At 57.9% G+C, this 19,091-nt stretch carries 13 protein-coding genes; 9 read left to right on the forward strand and 4 right to left on the reverse strand.

All coding sequences use genetic code 11. The features are described 5' to 3' along the window. Positions 1–72: 72 nt before the first annotated feature. The 3 genes from modA to EL361_RS07485 are packed head-to-tail and all read left to right on the forward strand — an operon-like array spanning position 73 to position 2,150. Positions 73–807, forward strand: a complete 735-nt coding sequence (modA, locus tag EL361_RS07475) for a molybdate ABC transporter substrate-binding protein (RefSeq protein WP_126378136.1) — start codon at positions 73–75, stop codon at positions 805–807. Beyond that, positions 808–1,464 (forward strand): molybdate ABC transporter permease subunit, encoded by a 657-nt coding sequence (gene modB / locus EL361_RS07480; RefSeq protein WP_126378138.1) that lies wholly within the window; start codon positions 808–810, stop codon positions 1,462–1,464. It begins immediately after the preceding gene. Next, a complete protein-coding gene (locus tag EL361_RS07485) occupies positions 1,461–2,150 on the forward strand; it encodes an ATP-binding cassette domain-containing protein (protein WP_126378140.1) in 690 nt (229 codons plus the stop codon). Before modB ends, EL361_RS07485 begins: the two co-directional genes overlap by 4 nt. A 262-nt stretch (positions 2,151–2,412) precedes the next feature. On the opposite strand, the gene EL361_RS07490 is transcribed toward EL361_RS07485, so the two are convergent. Beyond that, positions 2,413–5,268: an NHLP bacteriocin export ABC transporter permease/ATPase subunit gene (locus tag EL361_RS07490; protein ID WP_126378142.1), complete on the reverse strand. Its 2,856-nt coding sequence runs from the start codon at positions 5,266–5,268 to the stop codon at positions 2,413–2,415. Between the two features lie 2 nt (positions 5,269–5,270). Continuing rightward, positions 5,271–7,400 carry an NHLP family bacteriocin export ABC transporter peptidase/permease/ATPase subunit gene (locus EL361_RS07495; RefSeq protein ID WP_172961669.1) on the reverse strand — a complete coding sequence of 710 codons (2,130 nt, stop codon included), beginning with the start codon at positions 7,398–7,400 and terminating at the stop codon, positions 5,271–5,273. Positions 7,401–7,677: 277 nt separating this feature from the next. Here EL361_RS07495 and EL361_RS07500 point away from each other — a divergent pair, with 277 nt between their 5' ends. The 6 genes from EL361_RS07500 to EL361_RS07525 all read left to right on the forward strand — a co-directional run bounded on the left by EL361_RS07500 (position 7,678) and on the right by EL361_RS07525 (position 17,037). Further along, the gene (locus tag EL361_RS07500; protein WP_126378146.1) at positions 7,678–9,429 is read left to right on the forward strand and encodes a calcium-binding protein; all 1,752 of its coding nucleotides are present in this window, start codon (positions 7,678–7,680) and stop codon (positions 9,427–9,429) included. A gap of 62 nt (positions 9,430–9,491) precedes the next feature. Further along, positions 9,492–10,697 carry a calcium-binding protein gene (locus EL361_RS07505; RefSeq protein ID WP_126378148.1) on the forward strand — a complete coding sequence of 402 codons (1,206 nt, stop codon included), beginning with the start codon at positions 9,492–9,494 and terminating at the stop codon, positions 10,695–10,697. A gap of 108 nt (positions 10,698–10,805) precedes the next feature. Then, positions 10,806–12,695, forward strand: coding sequence for a hypothetical protein (locus EL361_RS17315; protein ID WP_126378151.1), 1,890 nt, complete (start codon positions 10,806–10,808; stop codon positions 12,693–12,695). An 89-nt stretch (positions 12,696–12,784) separates the two neighbouring features. Further along, complete coding sequence (locus EL361_RS07515) at positions 12,785–14,479, forward strand: calcium-binding protein (RefSeq protein ID WP_126378153.1); 1,695 nt, start codon at positions 12,785–12,787, stop codon at positions 14,477–14,479. A gap of 84 nt (positions 14,480–14,563) precedes the next feature. Then, a complete protein-coding gene (locus tag EL361_RS07520; protein ID WP_126378155.1) occupies positions 14,564–16,057 on the forward strand; it encodes a calcium-binding protein in 1,494 nt (497 codons plus the stop codon). Positions 16,058–16,113: 56 nt separating this feature from the next. Further along, on the forward strand, positions 16,114–17,037 hold the full coding sequence (locus EL361_RS07525; RefSeq protein WP_126378157.1) for a GNAT family N-acetyltransferase: 924 nt from the start codon (positions 16,114–16,116) through the stop codon (positions 17,035–17,037). On the opposite strand, the gene EL361_RS07530 is transcribed toward EL361_RS07525, so the two are convergent. Both EL361_RS07530 and EL361_RS07535 read right to left on the reverse strand, forming a co-directional pair. Next, a complete protein-coding gene (locus tag EL361_RS07530; RefSeq protein WP_126378159.1) occupies positions 17,009–17,512 on the reverse strand; it encodes an RNA polymerase sigma factor in 504 nt (167 codons plus the stop codon). The genes EL361_RS07525 and EL361_RS07530 overlap by 29 nt on opposite strands. 6 nt (positions 17,513–17,518) lie before the next feature. Further along, complete coding sequence (locus tag EL361_RS07535) at positions 17,519–18,772, reverse strand: NHLP bacteriocin system secretion protein (RefSeq protein ID WP_172961670.1); 1,254 nt, start codon at positions 18,770–18,772, stop codon at positions 17,519–17,521. Positions 18,773–19,091: the final 319 nt, after the last annotated feature.

Below are 19,091 nucleotides of genomic sequence, written 5' to 3' on the forward strand. Positions count from 1 at the left end.
ATGCGCCTTAGGCCATTGAGCTTAGAGACTGGTCGCATATCGAACCAACCGCAACAACTGGAGCAAAACGCTATGATACGCGCAACAATCCTTACCCTGACTCTGCTGCTGAGTCTGCCCTTGTCCGCACGGGCTGCAGATCTGCTCATTGCCCAGGCCGCCAACTTCATGCCCGCCATGCAGGAAATCATTCCGGCTTTCGAAAAGGCCACCGGAATCAAGGCAGAAGCGACTTTTGCCTCCACGGGCAAGCTCTACGCCCAGATCACCAATGGTTCGCCACACGACATTTTCCTGGCCGCAGACCAGAAACGTCCAGACAAACTCCATGTCGCAGGTCTGGCGGAAAAGCCCTTTGTCTACGCTCTGGGCAAGGTCGTTTTATGGTCCTCAAAGCCCGGACTCTGCAATCGTCCCTGGCACGAAGCAGCCATGTCTGCCTCGGCGTCCAAAATCGCCATTGCCAACACGGAAACAGCACCCTACGGGACCTCAGCCATGAAAGCGCTGCAAAAGGCTGGAATCTGGGATGACATTCAGCCCAAACTGGTCCACGGTCAGAGCATCGCCCAAGCCTTCCAGTATGCCCACACCGGAGCAGCTGATGCCGGATTCTGCGCCTATTCCTCCGTCTTCACGGAGCAGGGCCGCAAAGGCTGCTTCAGCGTGGTCGAAGAAGCCCCGCGCGTGGTGCAGGCTGCCTGCCTGCTCAAGAACGCCCCTCATCCCGAAGCCGCACAGAAATTCATCAAGTTCCTTTCCGGCCCCGAAGCCAAAGCCATCAAAACAAAATACGGATACGAATAAATGGATCTGACGCCCCTGATCATCTCTGCCAAATTGGCCCTGTTGACCACCCTGCTTTTACCGCTGGTGGCCGCCCCCATCGCCTATGCCCTAGCGTTCTTCCGCTTTCCGGGCAAAAGCGTGGCCGATGCCCTGGTCTCACTGCCCATGGTGCTGCCACCAACGGTGTTGGGCTTTGCCCTGCTCGTCTTCATGGGGCCTAGAGCCCCAATGGGAGCCGCCTGGGAGAGTTTGTTCGGGGAACGCCTTGTCTTCAGCTTTTCGGCCATCCTGTTGGCCTCGCTGACCTATAACCTGCCCTTTGCCGTACAACCCATGCGCGCGGCCTTCGAGAAGCTGGATCGACGGCTTCTCGAAGCCGCCGCTGTTCTGGGGCTGTCACCCACTGCGGCATTCTTCCGCGTGGTTCTGCCCAACAGCATTCCCGGCCTGTGCGCCGCCTCCGTGTTGGTCTTTGCTCACTCGCTGGGGGAATTCGGGGTCATCCTGATGGTAGGCGGCAGCATGCCCGGCACCACAAAGGTAGCTTCCATCGCCATTTTCGAGGCCGTGGAGGCACTGCGTTACTCCGACGCCCTGTACCTCTCCCTGGCCCTGATCCCCATCAGCTTCCTGGCACTGGTGACCATTAATCGTCTGAACGGAGGTCGATCATGACCCTATGTGTCAACATCCGAAAACAACTCCCGCAGTTCACCCTGAAAGTGTCCCTGAGCTGCCTTCCTGGGCAACTGACTGCCATTGTCGGTCCTTCGGGTGCAGGCAAATCCACCCTGATGCGCATCATTGCCGGGTTGGAGAGGCCTGACCGTGGCGTCGTCACTCTGGGAGATACGGTCTTCGTGGACACAGCCAACGACATCTTTCTGCCCCCACAAAAGCGCGGCCTGGGACTGGTCTTCCAGGACTACCCACTCTTTCCGCACCTCAGCGTGCGGAACAACGTCGGCTTTGCCACCAAAGACGAGCAGCGAATCGATGAATTATTGGATATTTTCGGGGTCGCCCATCTGGCGGACAAACGCCCGGGGGCCGTCTCTGGTGGAGAGCGGCAACGAGTGGCCTTCTGTCAGGCACTGGCAAGAAATCCCGTCCTGCTTCTGCTGGACGAGCCTTTCTCGGCTTTGGATGTGGATACGCGCCGCAGCCTGCGATGCGAATTGCGAGACCTGAAAAACTCACTAACCGTGCCCATCCTGCATGTCACCCATGATCTGGAGGAAGCCGCCTATCTGGCCGACCAGACAATCCCCCTTGAACGTGGCTGCCTTTCCGAGAACTGGCTGACACGAGTCGCACCGGGCTGTTCCAACGACCTGAGTGCCTTCATGCCACAGCCCTAAGACCACCGATCTAGATCGAACGGTAGTCGCTGCATGCACAGACCCAGCACTCGGGCTGGGGATGTACGGTTATGGGCAAAATTTCGGCCTGAAACGGCCTTCTGGCTCAAACTGAAAGGCTCCCAGCCAGCAGTGGGACCAATGGTTTGAGAAGCCCCAGTTCAGGCTGACCATTCACAAGGCTGGACACGATCCAATACAGACAAATAAACACAGCCAGTGAGTAAAGTCCCCACACCAGATACTTTCCCATGCGGTCTCCCTAAATCTTCTGCCTTGCGGCCAGACAGGAGAACAATCCCCCGGCTTTCATCAATGACGTGTAGTCGCCCTCTTCCACCACGGCCCCGCCTCGCATGACATAGATACGATCGGCTTCCTGAATGGTGCTCAGGCGATGGGCAATCACCACTCGTGTGGCGTGCATGCGCTTGATGTTCTCCATGACCTTGGCTTGGCTCACATTGTCCAGATTGCTTGTGGCCTCGTCCATGAAGACGACCACCGGGCGCTTTGCCAAGGCCCGAGCAATCATGATGCGCTGCTTCTGACCGCCGGAGAATGTTCCTCCACCATGAGGGACAAAGGTCTGCATGCCCATGGGCATGGCCCGAATATCTTCATCCACAGCAGCCAGACGCGCAGCCTCCCAGGCATCATCCTCGTCACCGCCACGAGCGCCCATGATATTGAAAAAGACATTGCCCTGAATCAGCTCACCGTTCTGAATCACTGCGCCGATCTGACGACGAACACGCCCCTTGTCCAGACGCGCAAGGTCTTTGCCGTCATACAGCACCGCACCGGCCAAAGGCTCGTAGAAACCGAGCAGCAACTTGAGCAGCGTGCTCTTTCCAGAACCGGATTCACCCACAATCGCCACCAGTTCACCGGGTTCGGCCCGCAGACTCACACCACACAAGGCCCAGCTTTGGGCCCCCTCGTAGCGGAATCTGACGTTGGAGACCTCCACCCGACCCTTGAGTTCTCCGGGAGACTCCAGAGCCTTGTGGGTCTCGGGGGGCGTCTCCAGAATGGGCCTCGCCCGCTGGTACATGGGCGTAATGAACATCAGGGAAAAGGCGAGCGAAGCCAATGATCCCACGGCCATGGTCAATTGCCCCATGGCGGCGTTGAACCCCAGGAAACTGCCCAGGGACAGCTCAGCGAACAAGCCCGTCAGCATCAACGTCGAAAAGACGCACAATGTGGCGAACAGAGGCAGAATTTCACTGAAGCAGAGCATGGCAGCCATGCCCTTGCCAATGCCATAGGACAGCTTGCGCAATTCGGAAAACATCAGCATCCAGCGCGCAAAGGCATTGGATTCACTCCCGGCTGCCCGCAGTTTGTTGATGCCCAGGATCATTTCCAATTCAAATCCAGCCAATTTGCCGATGACATTCTGCATGCTGAGTTGCATACGCATCTGGGATTTCACCCCCAGCCAAGCCCCAAGCCCGGTAAGCAGCAAAATTCCCGTCACCACAACGGCCAGTTGCCAGGAATACACAAGCAACAGGCCAATGTTGGCCAGTGCAAAAAGGGATGACAGCAGCGTGGTCAGCACCGCCCCGGACAGACGCTGGCGAATGCCGTCCACCGCCATGGCCCGGTTGGCCAGGTCACCGGAACTGAATTTGTTGAAGAACCCGGGAGGCAGGCGAAGCAGGCGACCGAACACGCCGGATTGCAGCGAGACCTGTGCCATGCTCTCGACACGCAGCATGGCCAGTCCCTTGACCAACTCGAACACAGCTCCGCCAATGGCCAACATGACCAACCCGGCGACAATCTGCCCGAGCAGTCCCAACTGACCGCTGGGAATCACACTGTCCACGACCAAGGCAGTGCCCACGGGCACGGCAAATCCCATCAAGCCGCCAAGGATTCCCATCACTCCCACAGTGATCAAATCGCGGTTGCGTCCTTTGAGGCTGTGCTGCATGAGCTTCAGCGGCGATAGTTGTCCTGTGGGCAAAGGCACATAAAGCTGTAAGCCTTCGGCATCCAGGCGCTGGGCAAGTTCCTCCGTCAGCGGCAGCAGCAGACCATCTTCGGGATTCGTCAGGGTATAGCCCCCTGAGCTACGCGGCAGTAAAGCCACGGGAGAGGACTGCCCATTCCCGGCATCCAGCCAACCCAGCAATGGACCGCAATCGTTTTCAAACCACTGCCCTTGCAGAGCAACCGTGCGCGAAAAAATGCCGTTATGACCCAGAATATCTTCAAGTTGTGCCTCACGGCTGTCGGCCAGCCTCGGCGGTTCCTCCAGCGTCATGCCCTGAGCCGAAGTGATCAGACGCAGGGTCTCGGACAAGGGCAGATCCATGGTTGGCACCACGGCTCCATCCCTCTCCACAATGGACGCACCCTGTTCCAGAGTCTTGGCAAAGCGCTCGCGACGATGCTGAACGCTGCGGGCCAACTGCACGAACTGCTTGATGTCCGAAGCCGAAAAACGCTCGCAACAGGCCTGCATGACTAGCTGAGAGAACCCCGCCAAGGCCGGAAAAAACCGTCCCGCTTCTGACAGCCGCGCCGTAGCCAGTACCACCAGTCGCGTCCGCTCCTGCACCTCAATCCAAAGGTTCCCACACAGGGGATAAACTCCGCCGGGCTTGAGCTTGCCGATCTCATGATCCCCACCATATCGGCAACTCCCCTCCTCAAAGGTAAACCAGCACTCTTCCAGCGCCGAACAGGCAAACCCACCGGGAAGCGTAAAGTTACTGCCGGGTTTGAGCATCTTGCTGACTCTGGCGGCAGGGATCTCACTATTGATGGAGATTGCCAGTTGACGCACCAGTTCCATGACCCGAGCCACACCATGACCATTATCCCGGGCACAGGCCCTGGCCAGCGCCAAAGGATCCACCGGCGTCAGACGAGCGTTGGGGGTCGCTTCCAGATTCACCCGGACCAAATTGCAGAACTCTCCCGCAGTCACTCCGACCACAACCCCGTCATGACCGATTCGAGCAAGGGTTTCCGTGCCGCGGGGCAGGCCGCTGCCCGCCGCTGGTTCTGCAACGATATAGGCATCCCCGCCCGTCACTTTCCAAGCCATATCCAGGGAATCAAGCTCGATACGTCTTCTGGGTGCTGTTGCAGCCATGATTAGTTCCCCTCCGAGCGGATCAGCCGCTGATACAGCCCCTGGCGGGACATCAAATCATCATGGGTTCCACGCTCGACCACCTTGCCGCGACTCATGACAACGATTTCATCCGCATCACGAATGGTGGACAGCCGGTGTGCCACGATCAGACAGGTGCAGCCCCGGCGGCGCAAATTGGTATCGAGGGTCTGCTCACGAAGTGTATCCAGTGAGTTGGTGGCTTCATCCAGAATCAGGATGGACGGATTAACGGCCAGCGCTCTGGCGATCTCCAGACACTGGCGTTGTCCGCCTGACAGGTTGCGTCCATTTTCGACCAGGGTCCCATCCAGTCCTCCCGGCAGCTTCATCACGAAATCATAGATGCAGGCATCCTTGCAGGCCCGAATCAGGTCCTCGTCGGACACTGCCGGATTCCACAGGGTCAGATTGTCGCGCACCGTACCGGCAAACAGCACGATCTGCTGATCCACCATCTGAATTCCGTTGCGCAACACATAAGCGGGCCATTGGGAACGCGGCTTGCCTCCAAGCAGAACATCGCCCTTCCAAGGCTGATACAATCCCGCCGCAATCCGGGCCAGAGTAGACTTGCCACTGCCCGAGCCACCCACCAGCGCCACCCGGGCACCTGGGGCGAGGTTAAGCGAAAAATCATTGATAAATGGCTGATCGAGGGGGCTATAGCCAAAAGTGAGTTCTCTGAGCTCAATGCTACCGTCAAGATGTCCGGCCTCGGCCAGCACCACATCCTGTTCGACCATCATCTCTCCGGCATCAATATCCGCCGGGTGACTGAGCACATCGTCCAGCCTGCGCATGCCTGCCGCAGCATCCTGCAGCGCTCCCCCAAGACCGGCCAACTGCATGACCGGTCCGAGCAGCATCCCTGCCAGGACCTGAAAGGCCACCAGCTCACCCAAGGTCATGTCTCCGGAAACGACCCGCAAAGCCCCGATGCCGATAATCGATGCTCCAGACAGGCCCATGAGCAGCATCGGCGCCAGATTCATGCGATTGGAGATCACGCCCAGGCGTTGGGCGCCCGTGGCCGCTGCGGCATGGTTCCCGGCCCAGAAGGAAAAAACATCCTCTTCCATGGCCTGGGCCTTGACTGTTTCCATGGCTTGGAGCGAGGCCATGGCTGTGGCCTCCACCTTGGCTGAATCCTGAGCCATGCGCAGGTACTCCTCGCGCCGTGAAGGGCCCATCCACTGCACGAAGCCAGCATTCAGGGCAATCACCACAAGTGTCAGCAACCCAAGCCAGATATCGAAGAAGAACATGGCCAGCAGATACAGCACTGCCAGCAGCAGGTTAAGCAGCCCCGTGGCCAACTGCGCGGACAGCGTTCCAGCCAGAATCTCATTCAGACGACAGCGTTGCGTGATTTCGGGAGCGTAGCGTTGCGAAAAGAATTTGGCAGGGAGATGCAGCACATGCCACATGAAGGTCGCCGACGAGGTCAGCGTCAACTTGGTCTGCAGCTTGAGGATGTAATGTTGCTGCATCCAGGTCAAGGTATACTTCAGCACAAGAGCCAAGAGCATGGCCCCCAGGACGGGACCGGCCCAGTTCAGGGATTTGGCCACCAGCACGTTATCCACGAATATCTTGGTAAAGACCGGAACCGCCATGGAAGGCGCGGCCAGCAAAAGGCTCAGGAGCACAATCAACAGGACCGAGTTGCGATCCCCGGACAGACGGCTCCTCATGCCCTCAATCAAGTCCGAGGAGCGCTCCTGTCTCTCAAATTCCGAACCAGGCTTGAATTCCAGGATCACAAGGGAATAATCCTTGGCAAACTCATCCATGGACAGGCGACGGTGCCCGCCCTGCGGATCATTGATCCAGACGCGATCACCCTGGGTTCCCTCGAGAACCACGAAATGGCTTTGCCTCCAGAAGGCAATGGCCGGGAACGTTGTTCGAGTCAGGGCTTCCTCGGCGCTGCGCTGATAGCCCGAAGCTTCAAGCCCCTGTGCCCGAGCGGCACGAACGATGTTGGAGGCACGCGAACCATCGCGATTGACTCCGCATTGCTCACGCAACTCCGACAAGGGTATATGTCGTCCATGAAATCCAAGCACACTCCCCAAGGCTGCAGCACCGCATTCAACGGCTTCCATCTGCAACACAACGGGTGTTTTACACCTGGCGCGAAACTTCAGTACCCCTGAGTTCCCCCTCATGGTCTCTCCCTCTCTGTATCAACGGCCAGCAAAAGTACTGCGACAGCGTATTGCAGGTCCATCCAGTTTGGGGGATCATGCCTGAATTTCTAAGGAATTTAAAGCCGGATAATTTCATATTAAATATGGAAACACAGTGAAACTATTTGCCGACATCAAGCGTCTGTATTGCAAACCCCACTTCTTACCGAGCGCTCACAAGAAAGGGTGAATCATGTCCCACAAGCTTACTTCACAGCTTCAGGAACTGCTGTCGGACCCCAGTCTGACTAAGCAGGAACGCGACAGGCTCCGATCCGCATGGCAGGCCATGACTCCGTTATCCAAAGTCTCCACTCTGCCGCCACGCCCCTCGGAAACGCTACGAAGCCTTATCGAGGGCCGCAGCAAGGGAGAATCAATCGTGACCCGCAACGAACGCAAACTCTGCCAGGCCATTGTTTCGGATCAGCAACGGCTGAGCCTTGTGCTCAATGCTCCGACACTCGATGCCAGAATCAAAGCGGTCCTGAATCAGGGGCGGCTCTTGAATCTGGATGTGAAAGAGACCGTGGTCCGCGATATTCTTGGCTCCATGAACAACCGCGAACTGTCCGATAACGAATTGGGCATGGTGATCGGTGGCAAAACCGATATCTTTGATGGCACCTGGCGCGACGATTACTTCTTTGGCGGTCTGGATAACGACTACCTCTTTGGCGGTGGCGGAAACGACACGCTACTGGGCGGATCGGGCAATGATTTTGTAGACGGCGGAACCGGCAACGACTGGCTGCAGGGTGACCGCGGCGACGACACCGTTTTCGGCGGATCTGGCAACGACTCTCTCTTCGGGGGCACAGGTAGGGACTATCTGGATGGCGGCGAGGGTAACGACAATCTGCAGGGTGGCGAGGGCAACGACACTCTGTCTGGTGGCGCGGGCAACGACACTCTCTGGGGCGAGACGGGCCACGACCTCATGGATGGCGGCACGGGCAACGACAACCTCAAAGGTGGCGATGGCAGCGACACCCTGCACGGCGGAGACGGAAACGATTCCCTCTGGGGTGGGAATGGTGGCGACCTCCTCGAAGGCGATGCTGGCAACGATTACCTCTCCGGCGGCAGTGGCTTTGACGTGCTTGACGGCGGCGACGGCAACGACACCATGTACGGCGGTGGCGAAGACGACGACCTGTACGGCGGCGCAGGCAATGACTGGCTCTACGGAGACGAAGGATATGACACGATGGACGGCGGTGCCGGTAACGACCTGATGTGGGGTGGTGAAGGTGGCGACCGCATGGATGGCGGCTCCGGCAACGACTTCATGCGCGGTGGCGATGGCAGTGACCGCATGAATGGCGGCTCCGGCAACGACACCCTGTTTGGCGAAGCCGGTAGCGACATCATGGAGGGCGGAACCGGCGACGACTACATGCGCGGCGGCGAGGGTAACGACATCCTTGATGGTGGGGCAGGCAACGACACCCTCAAGGGTGACGCCGGCAATGACGACCTCTGGGGCGACGGTGGCGACGATCGCTTGAACGGCGGAACCGGCAATGACACCCTGGATGGCAGCTACGGCAATGACACCCTTGAAGGTGGCGAGGGCAACGATGTGATCAGCGGCGGCGAATGGGGTGGCGGCGAAGACGCACTCTACGGCGGCGCAGGCAACGACACCCTCGATGGCGGCGGCGGAGACGACTACCTGGACGGCGGTACAGGCGACGACCTGCTGACCGGCGGCTGGGGCAACGACATCTTTGTCATCGATGGCTCCGTAGGACACGACACCATCACGGACTTTGACCCCAACTCCGATCAACTCCGCATGGCTGCGCAATCCCCCAATGATTTCACCGTGACCAACCAGGACGGCAACACCATCATCACTTTTGGAGATTCCACCGTGACCTTGCAAGGCACCGAGATGAGTGCCGAAGAGGTCTGGGAGAATATCCAGCAGGGTCATTAGGCGCCCGATCCATCACTCGGTCACACAACATCCTGACCATCAGGAAGCTTTGAGAGGAAGCCATGAACAACAAGGAAAAACAGCTCTACACTCTGATTGTCACCAACCCCGGCCGGTTGGGAGCCTTGATGGAAGCAGATTCCATGGATGAGCAGATCGACCTGATTCATGCCTTTGGCAAGGAGAACGACATCCCCGTTTCCAGGGAGCAAGTGGGGCAATTTCTGTCGATCCTCAATGGCCGCGAACTCTCCGATCAGGAACTCGAAGCCGTGGCGGGCGGGAAGCTCGTCCATGACCGGGATGAAAACCCTTTCTATATCAGCTACAACGAGAACTTCCTGTCCGGCAGCTCCGGCGATGACAGCATGGTCAGCATGGGCTGGTGTGAAATGTCCGGCGGAGCGGGCAACGACACCATGGAAGGCGGCAATGATTCGGACACCATGTACGGAGGCTCGGGCAACGACGTCATGACCGGCGATACGACCCATACAGTGGTTGGATATACTGAAGATGGTATAAGAATAAGTTTCACAACCAATGCCGAGGACGGCGGCGGCGACTACATGGACGGGGGAGCAGGCAACGACTGGATGGACGGCGCCACCGGCGACGATACCATGCTTGGTGGCAGCGGCAACGACACCATGAAGGGCGGGACCGGCAATGACACCATGTATGGCGGAGCCGACGGCGATTTCATGGACGGCGGCGAGGGTGACGATTCCATGCGCGGCGGCTCGGGTAGCGACTGGATGGCTGGTGGTGCAGGCGACGACAGCATGTATGGCGGCACGGGCGACGACCTTCTCCTTGGCGACATCGGCAACGACGTACTCGGAGGCGGACAGGGAAACGATAGACTCATCGCCGGAGACGGTGATGACAAGTTGTTTGGCGGCTCAGGCAACGACACCCTCTATGGAGAAGCGGGCAACGATACTCTTTCCGGTGGGAGTGGCGACGATAGACTTGACGGCGGTGAGGGTGACGACCTCTTGCGCGGCGGCACGGGCGACGACCTGCTGACCGGCGGCTCGGGCAACGACGTTTTCGTCTTCGGCCGGGGCGATGGCAACGACACCATAACGGACTTCGACTCCTCCGAAGATCGCCTGAAGCTGATCGGCAACCCCGGCCAGGGCGACATCAACGTCACGACTCAGGACGGCAACACCATCATCACCTACGGCGACACCACCATCACCCTTGAGGGTACCGAGATGAGTGCCGAAGAGGTCTGGAATAACATCAATCAGAATTAATGAAATTATTTGGCCTTGAATGGCGTCCATTCCACAGGGATGGAAATTCGACATCTGACCGGAACCTCTCCTTACGCTTGAAACTCCTCTGTCGCTGAAGGAAGCACAATGACTGCCGACAACAGACTCCACGCGCTGATTGCCACCGACCCTGAATTTCTTCGCCGCCTGATGGCAGCCCAAACCACAGAAGAACAAACTGGCCTGATCCGGGCCTTTGGAGAAGAACACGACCTCACCGTCTCAACAGAAGATGCTCATGACTTCCTTTGCCACGAGAATGGCCGAGAACTCTCGGACAAGGAATTGGGCATGGTCGTGGGTGGCAAAAGCGAACTGCTCATGGGCACCTTCTGGGACAACAACATGGATGGCGGCTCCGGCGAGGACACCATGTACGGATACGGAGGCGAAGACACCATGCATGGCGGATCCGGCAACGACTATGTTGATGGCGGTGATGGAGACGACTGGGTGCATGGCGACTCCGGTAATGACTCTCTGCATGGTGGAGCTGGTGACGACGCTATCTGGGGAGGCACCGGCAACGACAGACTGTATGGTGAAGACGGAAACGATTTCATGAGCGGGGAGGACGGAAACGACTACCTGTCCGGCGGCGATGGCAGCGACTACATGTTGGGGAATGATGGCCACGACACCATATATGGCGACGCGGGCAACGACACCATGTACGGCGGCAGCGGTAACGATTCCATGCAGGGCGGTGCTGGCAACGACAGCATGTCCGGCGGCGATGGCAACGACACCATGGCAGGCGGTGAGGGCAACGACCAGATGACCGGCTGGGATGGCGACGACTCGATGAGCGGTGGCGCGGGCAACGACTCCCTGTACGGCGTGGACGGTGACGACCAGATCGATGGCGGCGCGGGCAACGACCATCTCGAAGGTCAGAAGGGCAACGACAACATCTCCGGTGGCGAAGGTAACGATGTTCTCGTTGGCGGCTCGGGTAACGACACGCTGAGTGGCGACCAAGGCAGCGACACTCTCTCTGGCGGCAGCGGGGACGACCAACTGACCGGCGGCCAGGGCGGCGACACCTTCAGTTTCGGCAGGGCCGACGGCAACGACGTCATTACCGATTTCAATCCCGCCGAGGACCAATTAATTCTCGAAGGCGACCCAGCTCCGGAAGATGTCAGCGTCAGCACTCAGGATGGCAACACCATCATCACCTATGGCGAGACAAGCATCACCCTGCAAGGCGTCGAACTCTCAGCCGATGACATCCTAAACGACCAAATGTCTGGCGGTGATGGCGACGATGACATGGATGGTCAACTGGGGGACGACACCATGTCGGGTGGCGCGGGTGACGATACCTTGCAGGGAGGCCAGGGGGACGACGGTCTCAGCGGTGACGCAGGCGACGACTCCATGAAGGGTGATTCTGGAAACGACACCATGGACGGCGGCGCGGGTGACGACCAAATGACAGGAGGCTCCGGTGCTGACTCCATGGAAGGTGGAACGGGCGATGACACCATGGAGGGCGGCAAGTTCTCCTGGGACAGCGACGACGGAGCCGACACCATGGATGGTGGGGCTGGCAATGACCACATGTCTGGCGGGTACAGTGACGACTCCATGGATGGCGGCACGGGTGACGACTCCATGGATGGCGGCAAAGGGACAGACACACTGGCTGGTGGCGAAGGCGATGACACGCTGTATGGCGGATCGAGTGACGCTTTCACGTTCTGGGGACATCTCTTCGGTGACCCGGGAGACGACGTATTGACCGGCGGTGAAGGCAGCGATGTTTTCGTCTTCGGCAATGACTATGGTCACGACACAGTCACGGATTTCACCCCCGGCGAGGATCGCCTGAGCTTTCTGGGCAACCCCACGCAAGACGACATCTCCGTCACAACTCAAGACGGAAACACCGTCATCACTTACGGCCACTCCACAATTACTCTTGAGGGAGTCACGATGACGGCTGACGAAGTCTGGGAAAATACCCAATGAAATTGAAACTTTTTTGCATGAAAAAAGTCTGAGTCTATAGAAGCTGAAGCAAGTTGTTCCAAAAGACCACCGAACCCCAAGGATACAATATGACCTCCACAGAGCAAAAACTCTACCAGGCCATTGTCAGCGACAAAGACATCCTTCGCCGCATCACCAATGCCAAGGATGCCGCCAGTGGAATCAACGAGATTACCGCGTTGGGACAAAAACTAAACCTTCCTGTGACTGAGGAGCAAGTGGTTCGATTCCTCCATGAGGTCACGAGTCGGGAACTCTCGGACACTGAACTTGATTATATTGTTGGTGGCAAAGGGGGCGGGGGTGATTCCGGCGATTCCAAACCCAAGGGCTGGTGCATCTGTGGCTGGTGGGGCGACGATCTGATCACAGGGAGCTCTTACAACGACACCCTTATGGGAGGATCGGGCCACGATACTCTCAAAGGCGGTGGAGGCCACGACCGACTGTTCGGCAACTCCGGCGAAGACAAACTGTATGGTGGCTCCGGCAACGACACCCTTTCTGGCGGTAGCGGGCACGACACCTTGTACGGTGGAACCGGCAACGACAAACTCTATGGAAACACGGGAGAGGACTATCTCTCCGGCGGCTCAGGCCACGACACCCTGCGAGGGGGAACTGGCCACGACACTCTGTACGGCGGCAGTGGCAACGACAAGCTCTATGGAGACTCGGGCGAGGACTACTTGTCCGGTGGCTTGGGCAATGACAAGCTGCATGGCGGTTCCGGCCACGACACGCTCTATGGAAGGTCGGGCAACGATTACATGAAAGGCGACTCCGGCGACGACTGGATGTCCGGCGGCTCCGGCAACGACACCATGCACGGCGGATCGGGCGACAACACCATGTATGGCGGCAGCGGAAACGACCTCATGTACGGAGGGACATACGGTGACGCTGGAGCACAGCGCATGTATGGCGGTACAGGCCATGACACCATGTATGGCGGCAGTGGCACCGACAGGATGATGGGGGGAACAGGAAACGACTCCATGAGCGGAGGCCACGGAGACGACACCATGTATGGCGGTTCCGGCAATGACACCATGGAAGGTGGCAGTGGCGACAACTTCATGTATGGCGGCTCCGGCAACGACAGCATGACCGGTGGCGATCTGGATGCGGGTGCTCAGAACATGAGCGGCGGTGAAGGCGACGACACCATCAGAGGCGGTGCAGGAGAAGACAAGCTGGATGGGGGAACCGGCAATGACCTCATCAATGGTGGTCATGGGGATGACAAAATCTCTGGAGGCGAGGGCGACGACTCCCTCTATGGAGGGACGGGCGACGATACTCTGGATGGTGGCAGCGGCAACGACTATCTGGACGCTTCCAGTTTTTCCCCTGACCGCGGAGCCTCCCATTTGAACGGTGGAAGTGGTGACGATACTCTGCAGGGCGGCCAGGGTGATGACCGCCTCAATGGCGGAACAGGTGGCGATATTCTTGATGGTGGCGAAGGCCAGGACACCCTCACGGGCGGAGCGGGTGACGATCTGCTCAGTGGTGGTGGCGGTAGCGATGTCTTTGTTTTTGATGGGGAATCCGGCAACGACACTATCACTGATTTTAACCCCGCCAGCGACCGCCTAGCCATTGACGGCCTGACCAGCCAGGATCAACTTCAGGTTGAAGGAACGGGAACATCCACAATCATCACCTTCACTGACGCAGACGGCAACACGTCCACAATCACTCTCCAGGGCACCCATATGACAGCCGATGAAATTTGGGAAAATACCCAGAAGGATTGAAACTATTCATCTCCCTCAAACGTCTGATCAGTACACAATGACAATAAGCAGACAGAAAACGCCACCGCCAACACAGGAGCAGCCATGAACTCCACCGAGCACAAACTTTACCTCGCTATTATTAAAGATAAAACCAGCCTCAGCCGGGTCATGAACGCCAAGGATGCCAAAAGTGGCATCGCCGAGATCACTGCTCTAGGGCAAGAGCTGAACCTGCCCGTGAGCGAACAGCAGGCCATCAGTTTCATGAACATGCCCAGACAGGAACTTTCCGATGCCGAACTCGACATAATCGTCGGCGGCAAGGGAGACGACAGCGAGTCGGGAAGCTCCAGGTCTGGCGGCATGACCGTCTGGGGTGGCTTCGGCGATGATGAAATCCTCGGTGGCCGAGGGAGTGACAAAATGTGGGGGCTGTCCGGCGACGACACCATGAAAGGTGGATGGGGCCACGACACCATGTACGGTGGAGCTGGTGAAGACTCTATGTATGGAGGTTCCGGCTCCGATTCCATGAAAGGCGGTTCCGGGCATGATTGGATGTCCGGTGGTTCCGGCAACGACACCCTGAAAGGCGGCACCGGTGAGGACACTCTCTACGGAGGCTCAGGTAGAGACTACATGAAGGGCGATTCCGGGGATGACTGGATGTCCGGCGGCACAGGCAACGACACAATGAAAGGCGGCTTGGGTGAGGACACCATGTATGGTGGCGCGGGCAGAGACTACATGAAAGGCGATTCCGGGGATGACAGAATGTACGGCAAGACCGGCAACGACACCATGGATGGCGGGGCTGGCGAAGACACCATGTACGGCGGCACTGGCAATGACTCCATGAAAGGAGCCTCTGGCGACGATTGGATGTACGGCGGTGAAGGAAGCGACACCATGAGCGGGGGCCGAGGCTCCAACCATCTCTATGGTGGCACGGGCGATGACTCGATGTTCGGCGGCAAGAATAGTGACACCATGTACGGGGGGTCGGGCGACGATTACCTCAACGGAGGCGGCGGAGACAACTCCATGTATGGTGGCGAGGGCAACGACACCATGGAAGGGGGATATCGCGGCAATACCCTGGATGGTGATCACACCACCACCATGTACGGAGGCTCCGGCAACGATTCCATGACAGGTGGAGACACCATGTACGGAGGATCGGGTGACGACACCATGTATGGCCGTGGTTCAAGCCTGCTGGATGGCGGAACCGGAGACGACGAAATTCATGGAGCCTTCGGCAGCGACACCATATCGGGGGGTGAAGGAAACGACACCATCTACGTAGGCGGTGCAGGGCAATACACAGATGGCAGTGTCGATCTCCATGAAATCACCGGTGGTTCAGGCAACGATGTCTTCATTTTCGAAGCAGAGGATACCAATGCGGTCATCACCGACTTCGATCCCAGCGAAGACAAAATCATCATCGAAGGCGTTGCCCCTGATGACCTGACCATCAGCACCGAGAACGGCAAAACCATCATCTCCTATGATAATGGCGGCAGCACCATCGTCCTAGAAGGACAAGAACTGACCCACAGCGAAATCATGGACAGGCTGGAGACGCGATAGCTACAACAACGTGCCAATAGATGATTCGCTCTTGAAAAAACGTGGAGTTCCACCAAATGCCTTACCGCTTACGACAGCTGAATCCGACCACAGCCCCCTCTTTCGCGGGCATGACCTTCCCGGCCTATCGATCCAAGCTGGAAAAAGCCGGCAAGGATGGCATCCTTGCCATAGGCGCCCTAACAAAAGAGGGCGAACCCGTCGGTCTAATTCTGATCGAGCATGGACGGGGGCGGGCCACGCTCCTCTCCGTTCTGATCAACCTTCAGCATCGTCTTCAAGGACTGGGCACAGCCCTGCTGGAAACAGCAGAAGACCTCCTTGCCAAGGTGGGGATTCGCACTTTCAGCACCTCGTGGAGCGAGAGCCTACCCGGAGCACCGGCCATGGCGGCCCTGTTGCACAAGGCTCAATACTCGACTCCAAGCCCCAAACTACTCATGGTCAAAGGCGACTGGAAAGGTCCCATCGGCGAAGTCCTGCGCACCGAATATCCACGCTACCAGAACGATGGAGGGCTGCCCAAGGGCTACGAACTGACACCGTGGCGCGACATGTCGCGCACGGATGCCCAATTTATTCTTTCTCGACAAGGGCGCTCCGGTTGGTATGAACCACGTGCCAACCCCATGCGAGAATCCCGGCATATCGAACCCGTCAATAGCCTTCTCCTCCGCCACGAGGGCAACATCGTCGGCTGGCTGGGAACCCACCGCACATCCTCCGAGACTGTTCGCTACACCGATGTTTTCGTGCACGAAAACCTGCGCAGGTCAGGAGCAATCGCCATCGCCATGGTCGTGCGCGGCTTCTGGCTGCAGCACGATCACGGCCCCCGCTACTTCACCATGGGGCTGGAGCACGGCAACACCCCGCTGGTGGCCATGTGCCGCCGCCGCATGGCCAAGGCCACGGAGCAACGTTGGTCTCTGGAAAGCTCGAAGGAATTGATTACAGACCGAGAAGATCGGCCAGTTTGAAAAGCCCGCGCCTGACGCGGGTCTTGACTGTGCTCTCGGGCACATCCAAGGCCAGAGCGGCCTCGGCAAAGGTCATTTGCTGCACACGAACCAGAAGCACAGCCTCGCGCTGCTCTTCACTCAGTTCCTGCAAGGCCTCCGACAGACGCTCGAGTTCCTCACGCGCCTGCACGCGCCCCTCCACTCCCGGAAGGGTATCATCCACTTCCACCTGCATTTCTCGCACAGGCTTGCGGCAATGGCTGCGTAGCAGATTCATGGCAATGGAATAGAGCCAGGGCCGAAAGGCTGTGGCATCACGCAGGCTCTGGCGATTGTTCCAGGCCCGGATAAAGGCTTCCTGAACCAGGTCTTCCGCCAGAGCACGGTTGCCCCTGAGTGAATTCTGAAGATAACCACACAGCCCGCCCGCATGCTCACGATACTCGGCCTGGAACCGAGCGGCCGTCATGATGGGGGGAGCTGCGTCCTTCATGACTGTCTAACGCCTCAGTCCAAGTGCACGGGAAAGCTTCGGGAAAACAAGATCAATGGGTCGCCTAGAGGAAATCACGACCTCTCCGGTACAGATCGTTCCGGCCTCAATGGAGAAATCCTCCGGGCCCGAAGATGATGACCAATGAAACTGATTAGGCTTCTCCGGGTCCTTGAGCAGGGTCACCGAAGTCCCAATCATCACACCGGATTCCAGCATGGCGTTGACCACTTCGCGCCGCCCGATCCCTTTGAGCAGAGATTGGGCAGACACGGGGTAATCAGAAACATCTTTCACCTTGCCGTAAATGCAGCCGTATTCCTCCTTCTCGGCAGTGGAGGGATACACATAGACGACCATGCCCGGCTCAACCTTCTTGCCCTGTTCCACGGGCAGCAGCACCATGGCTTCCAAAGGTGAATTCAATGGCTCAAGCACGGCCACAGCCTGGCCCTCGGAGACGTAGGCGCCGCGCTCCACAATCACTTCCACCACCCGCCCGTCAAAAGGGCTGGTCACGTGAGAGGAAAGATTCAGGTCACGTTCAAGGCTGCGCAGAGCAAGTTCGAGGGCAATGACCTTTTCCTGATTGCCCAAAAGGTCCAACTCGGCCTCGCTACGCAGGTTGAACATGTTGGTGTCCATCTCGGAAAGCTGAAGTGTACGAGTGGACATCTCCGACATGACCATATTCTTCTGATTGCGAATATCCTGGAGGTACTTCTTGGTGATGAAGCCCCTGTCCATATGCTCAAGGTCGCTCAGGAATTTTCGCAAAAAATCAAAATAATCGTTCAGATGGGCACGCTGGAAGGTAATCAGATCACTCTGTTCTGCGTCGTTACCCTGGCGCATGGCAATGGTGCGTTCGTAGTAGGCGGAGCGCTCATGCAACCAGAGCTTGGCGTTCTCCAGTTCCGAAACCAGTTTCAGTCGCTCATTTTCCATCCGAGGCTGTTGCACCACGGCCAGAACATCTCCCTTGTGCAGCACGTCTCCGGGCTTGACCGAAACATCGGAAATCTGCCCATGCCCCACTGCCACCACGTCCATCAGGCCCTCAGGTGGAATCAGAATCCCCATGCCGTTCACGGTAACGGGAACCGTCCCCACAAAACTCCACACCAACAGAGCCAGTAAAAGGACAAGCCCTGTCACCACCGCATAGATGCCTTTGGAATCAACGATATTGATCAGCCGAGTCAGTTCATCCGGCGAACTGACGGCAGTCTGCTTACCCTTGTTCGATGTCCCAGCCATGTATCCCCCCATAAATCAAATGGAGATCAATACCCCATCTATGTTGCCATGCGAATTAGCATATTCCTCAAAGGTATAAAAGCCATATTATGTTAAGTGACTAGGGCTTGCCGAAACAATGCGGAGCAAGATGAAACAGATATGAGTACCCTCATGAATGGTACCCAAACGTCACCAAACAACACTTTCATTGCTACTCCTTGTCCATCCGTACTGTTTGCACACCAAAAGCAGGAAAAAGCTCTGCCATTAGCCTGAACACGTCTTTTCCATACCGGCTGGCAGAGCAAAAAGCCGTCTCCAACCTGCCGGTTGTGCG

This window comes from Desulfovibrio ferrophilus, assembly GCF_003966735.1.
Taxonomy (GTDB): Bacteria; Desulfobacterota; Desulfovibrionia; order Desulfovibrionales; family Desulfovibrionaceae; genus Desulfovibrio_Q; species Desulfovibrio_Q ferrophilus.

Bases quoted from the DNA above. Each gene is read 5' to 3' on its own strand.
- EL361_RS07520 (WP_126378155.1), top strand. From the start codon at position 14,564: ATGAACTCCACCGAGCACAAACTTTACCTCGCTATTATTAAAGATAAA.
- EL361_RS07525 (WP_126378157.1), top strand. From the start codon at position 16,114: ATGCCTTACCGCTTACGACAGCTGAATCCGACCACAGCCCCCTCTTTC.
- EL361_RS07530 (WP_126378159.1), bottom strand. From the start codon at position 17,512: ATGAAGGACGCAGCTCCCCCCATCATGACGGCCGCTCGGTTCCAGGCC.
- modB (WP_126378138.1), top strand. From the start codon at position 808: ATGGATCTGACGCCCCTGATCATCTCTGCCAAATTGGCCCTGTTGACC.
- EL361_RS07485 (WP_126378140.1), top strand. From the start codon at position 1,461: ATGACCCTATGTGTCAACATCCGAAAACAACTCCCGCAGTTCACCCTG.
- EL361_RS07515 (WP_126378153.1), top strand. From the start codon at position 12,785: ATGACCTCCACAGAGCAAAAACTCTACCAGGCCATTGTCAGCGACAAA.
- EL361_RS07505 (WP_126378148.1), top strand. From the start codon at position 9,492: ATGAACAACAAGGAAAAACAGCTCTACACTCTGATTGTCACCAACCCC.
- EL361_RS07500 (WP_126378146.1), top strand. From the start codon at position 7,678: ATGTCCCACAAGCTTACTTCACAGCTTCAGGAACTGCTGTCGGACCCC.
- modA (WP_126378136.1), top strand. From the start codon at position 73: ATGATACGCGCAACAATCCTTACCCTGACTCTGCTGCTGAGTCTGCCC.
- EL361_RS07495 (WP_172961669.1), bottom strand. From the start codon at position 7,400: ATGGAAGCCGTTGAATGCGGTGCTGCAGCCTTGGGGAGTGTGCTTGGA.
- EL361_RS17315 (WP_126378151.1), top strand. From the start codon at position 10,806: ATGACTGCCGACAACAGACTCCACGCGCTGATTGCCACCGACCCTGAA.
- EL361_RS07490 (WP_126378142.1), bottom strand. From the start codon at position 5,268: ATGGCTGCAACAGCACCCAGAAGACGTATCGAGCTTGATTCCCTGGAT.
- EL361_RS07535 (WP_172961670.1), bottom strand. From the start codon at position 18,772: ATGGCTGGGACATCGAACAAGGGTAAGCAGACTGCCGTCAGTTCGCCG.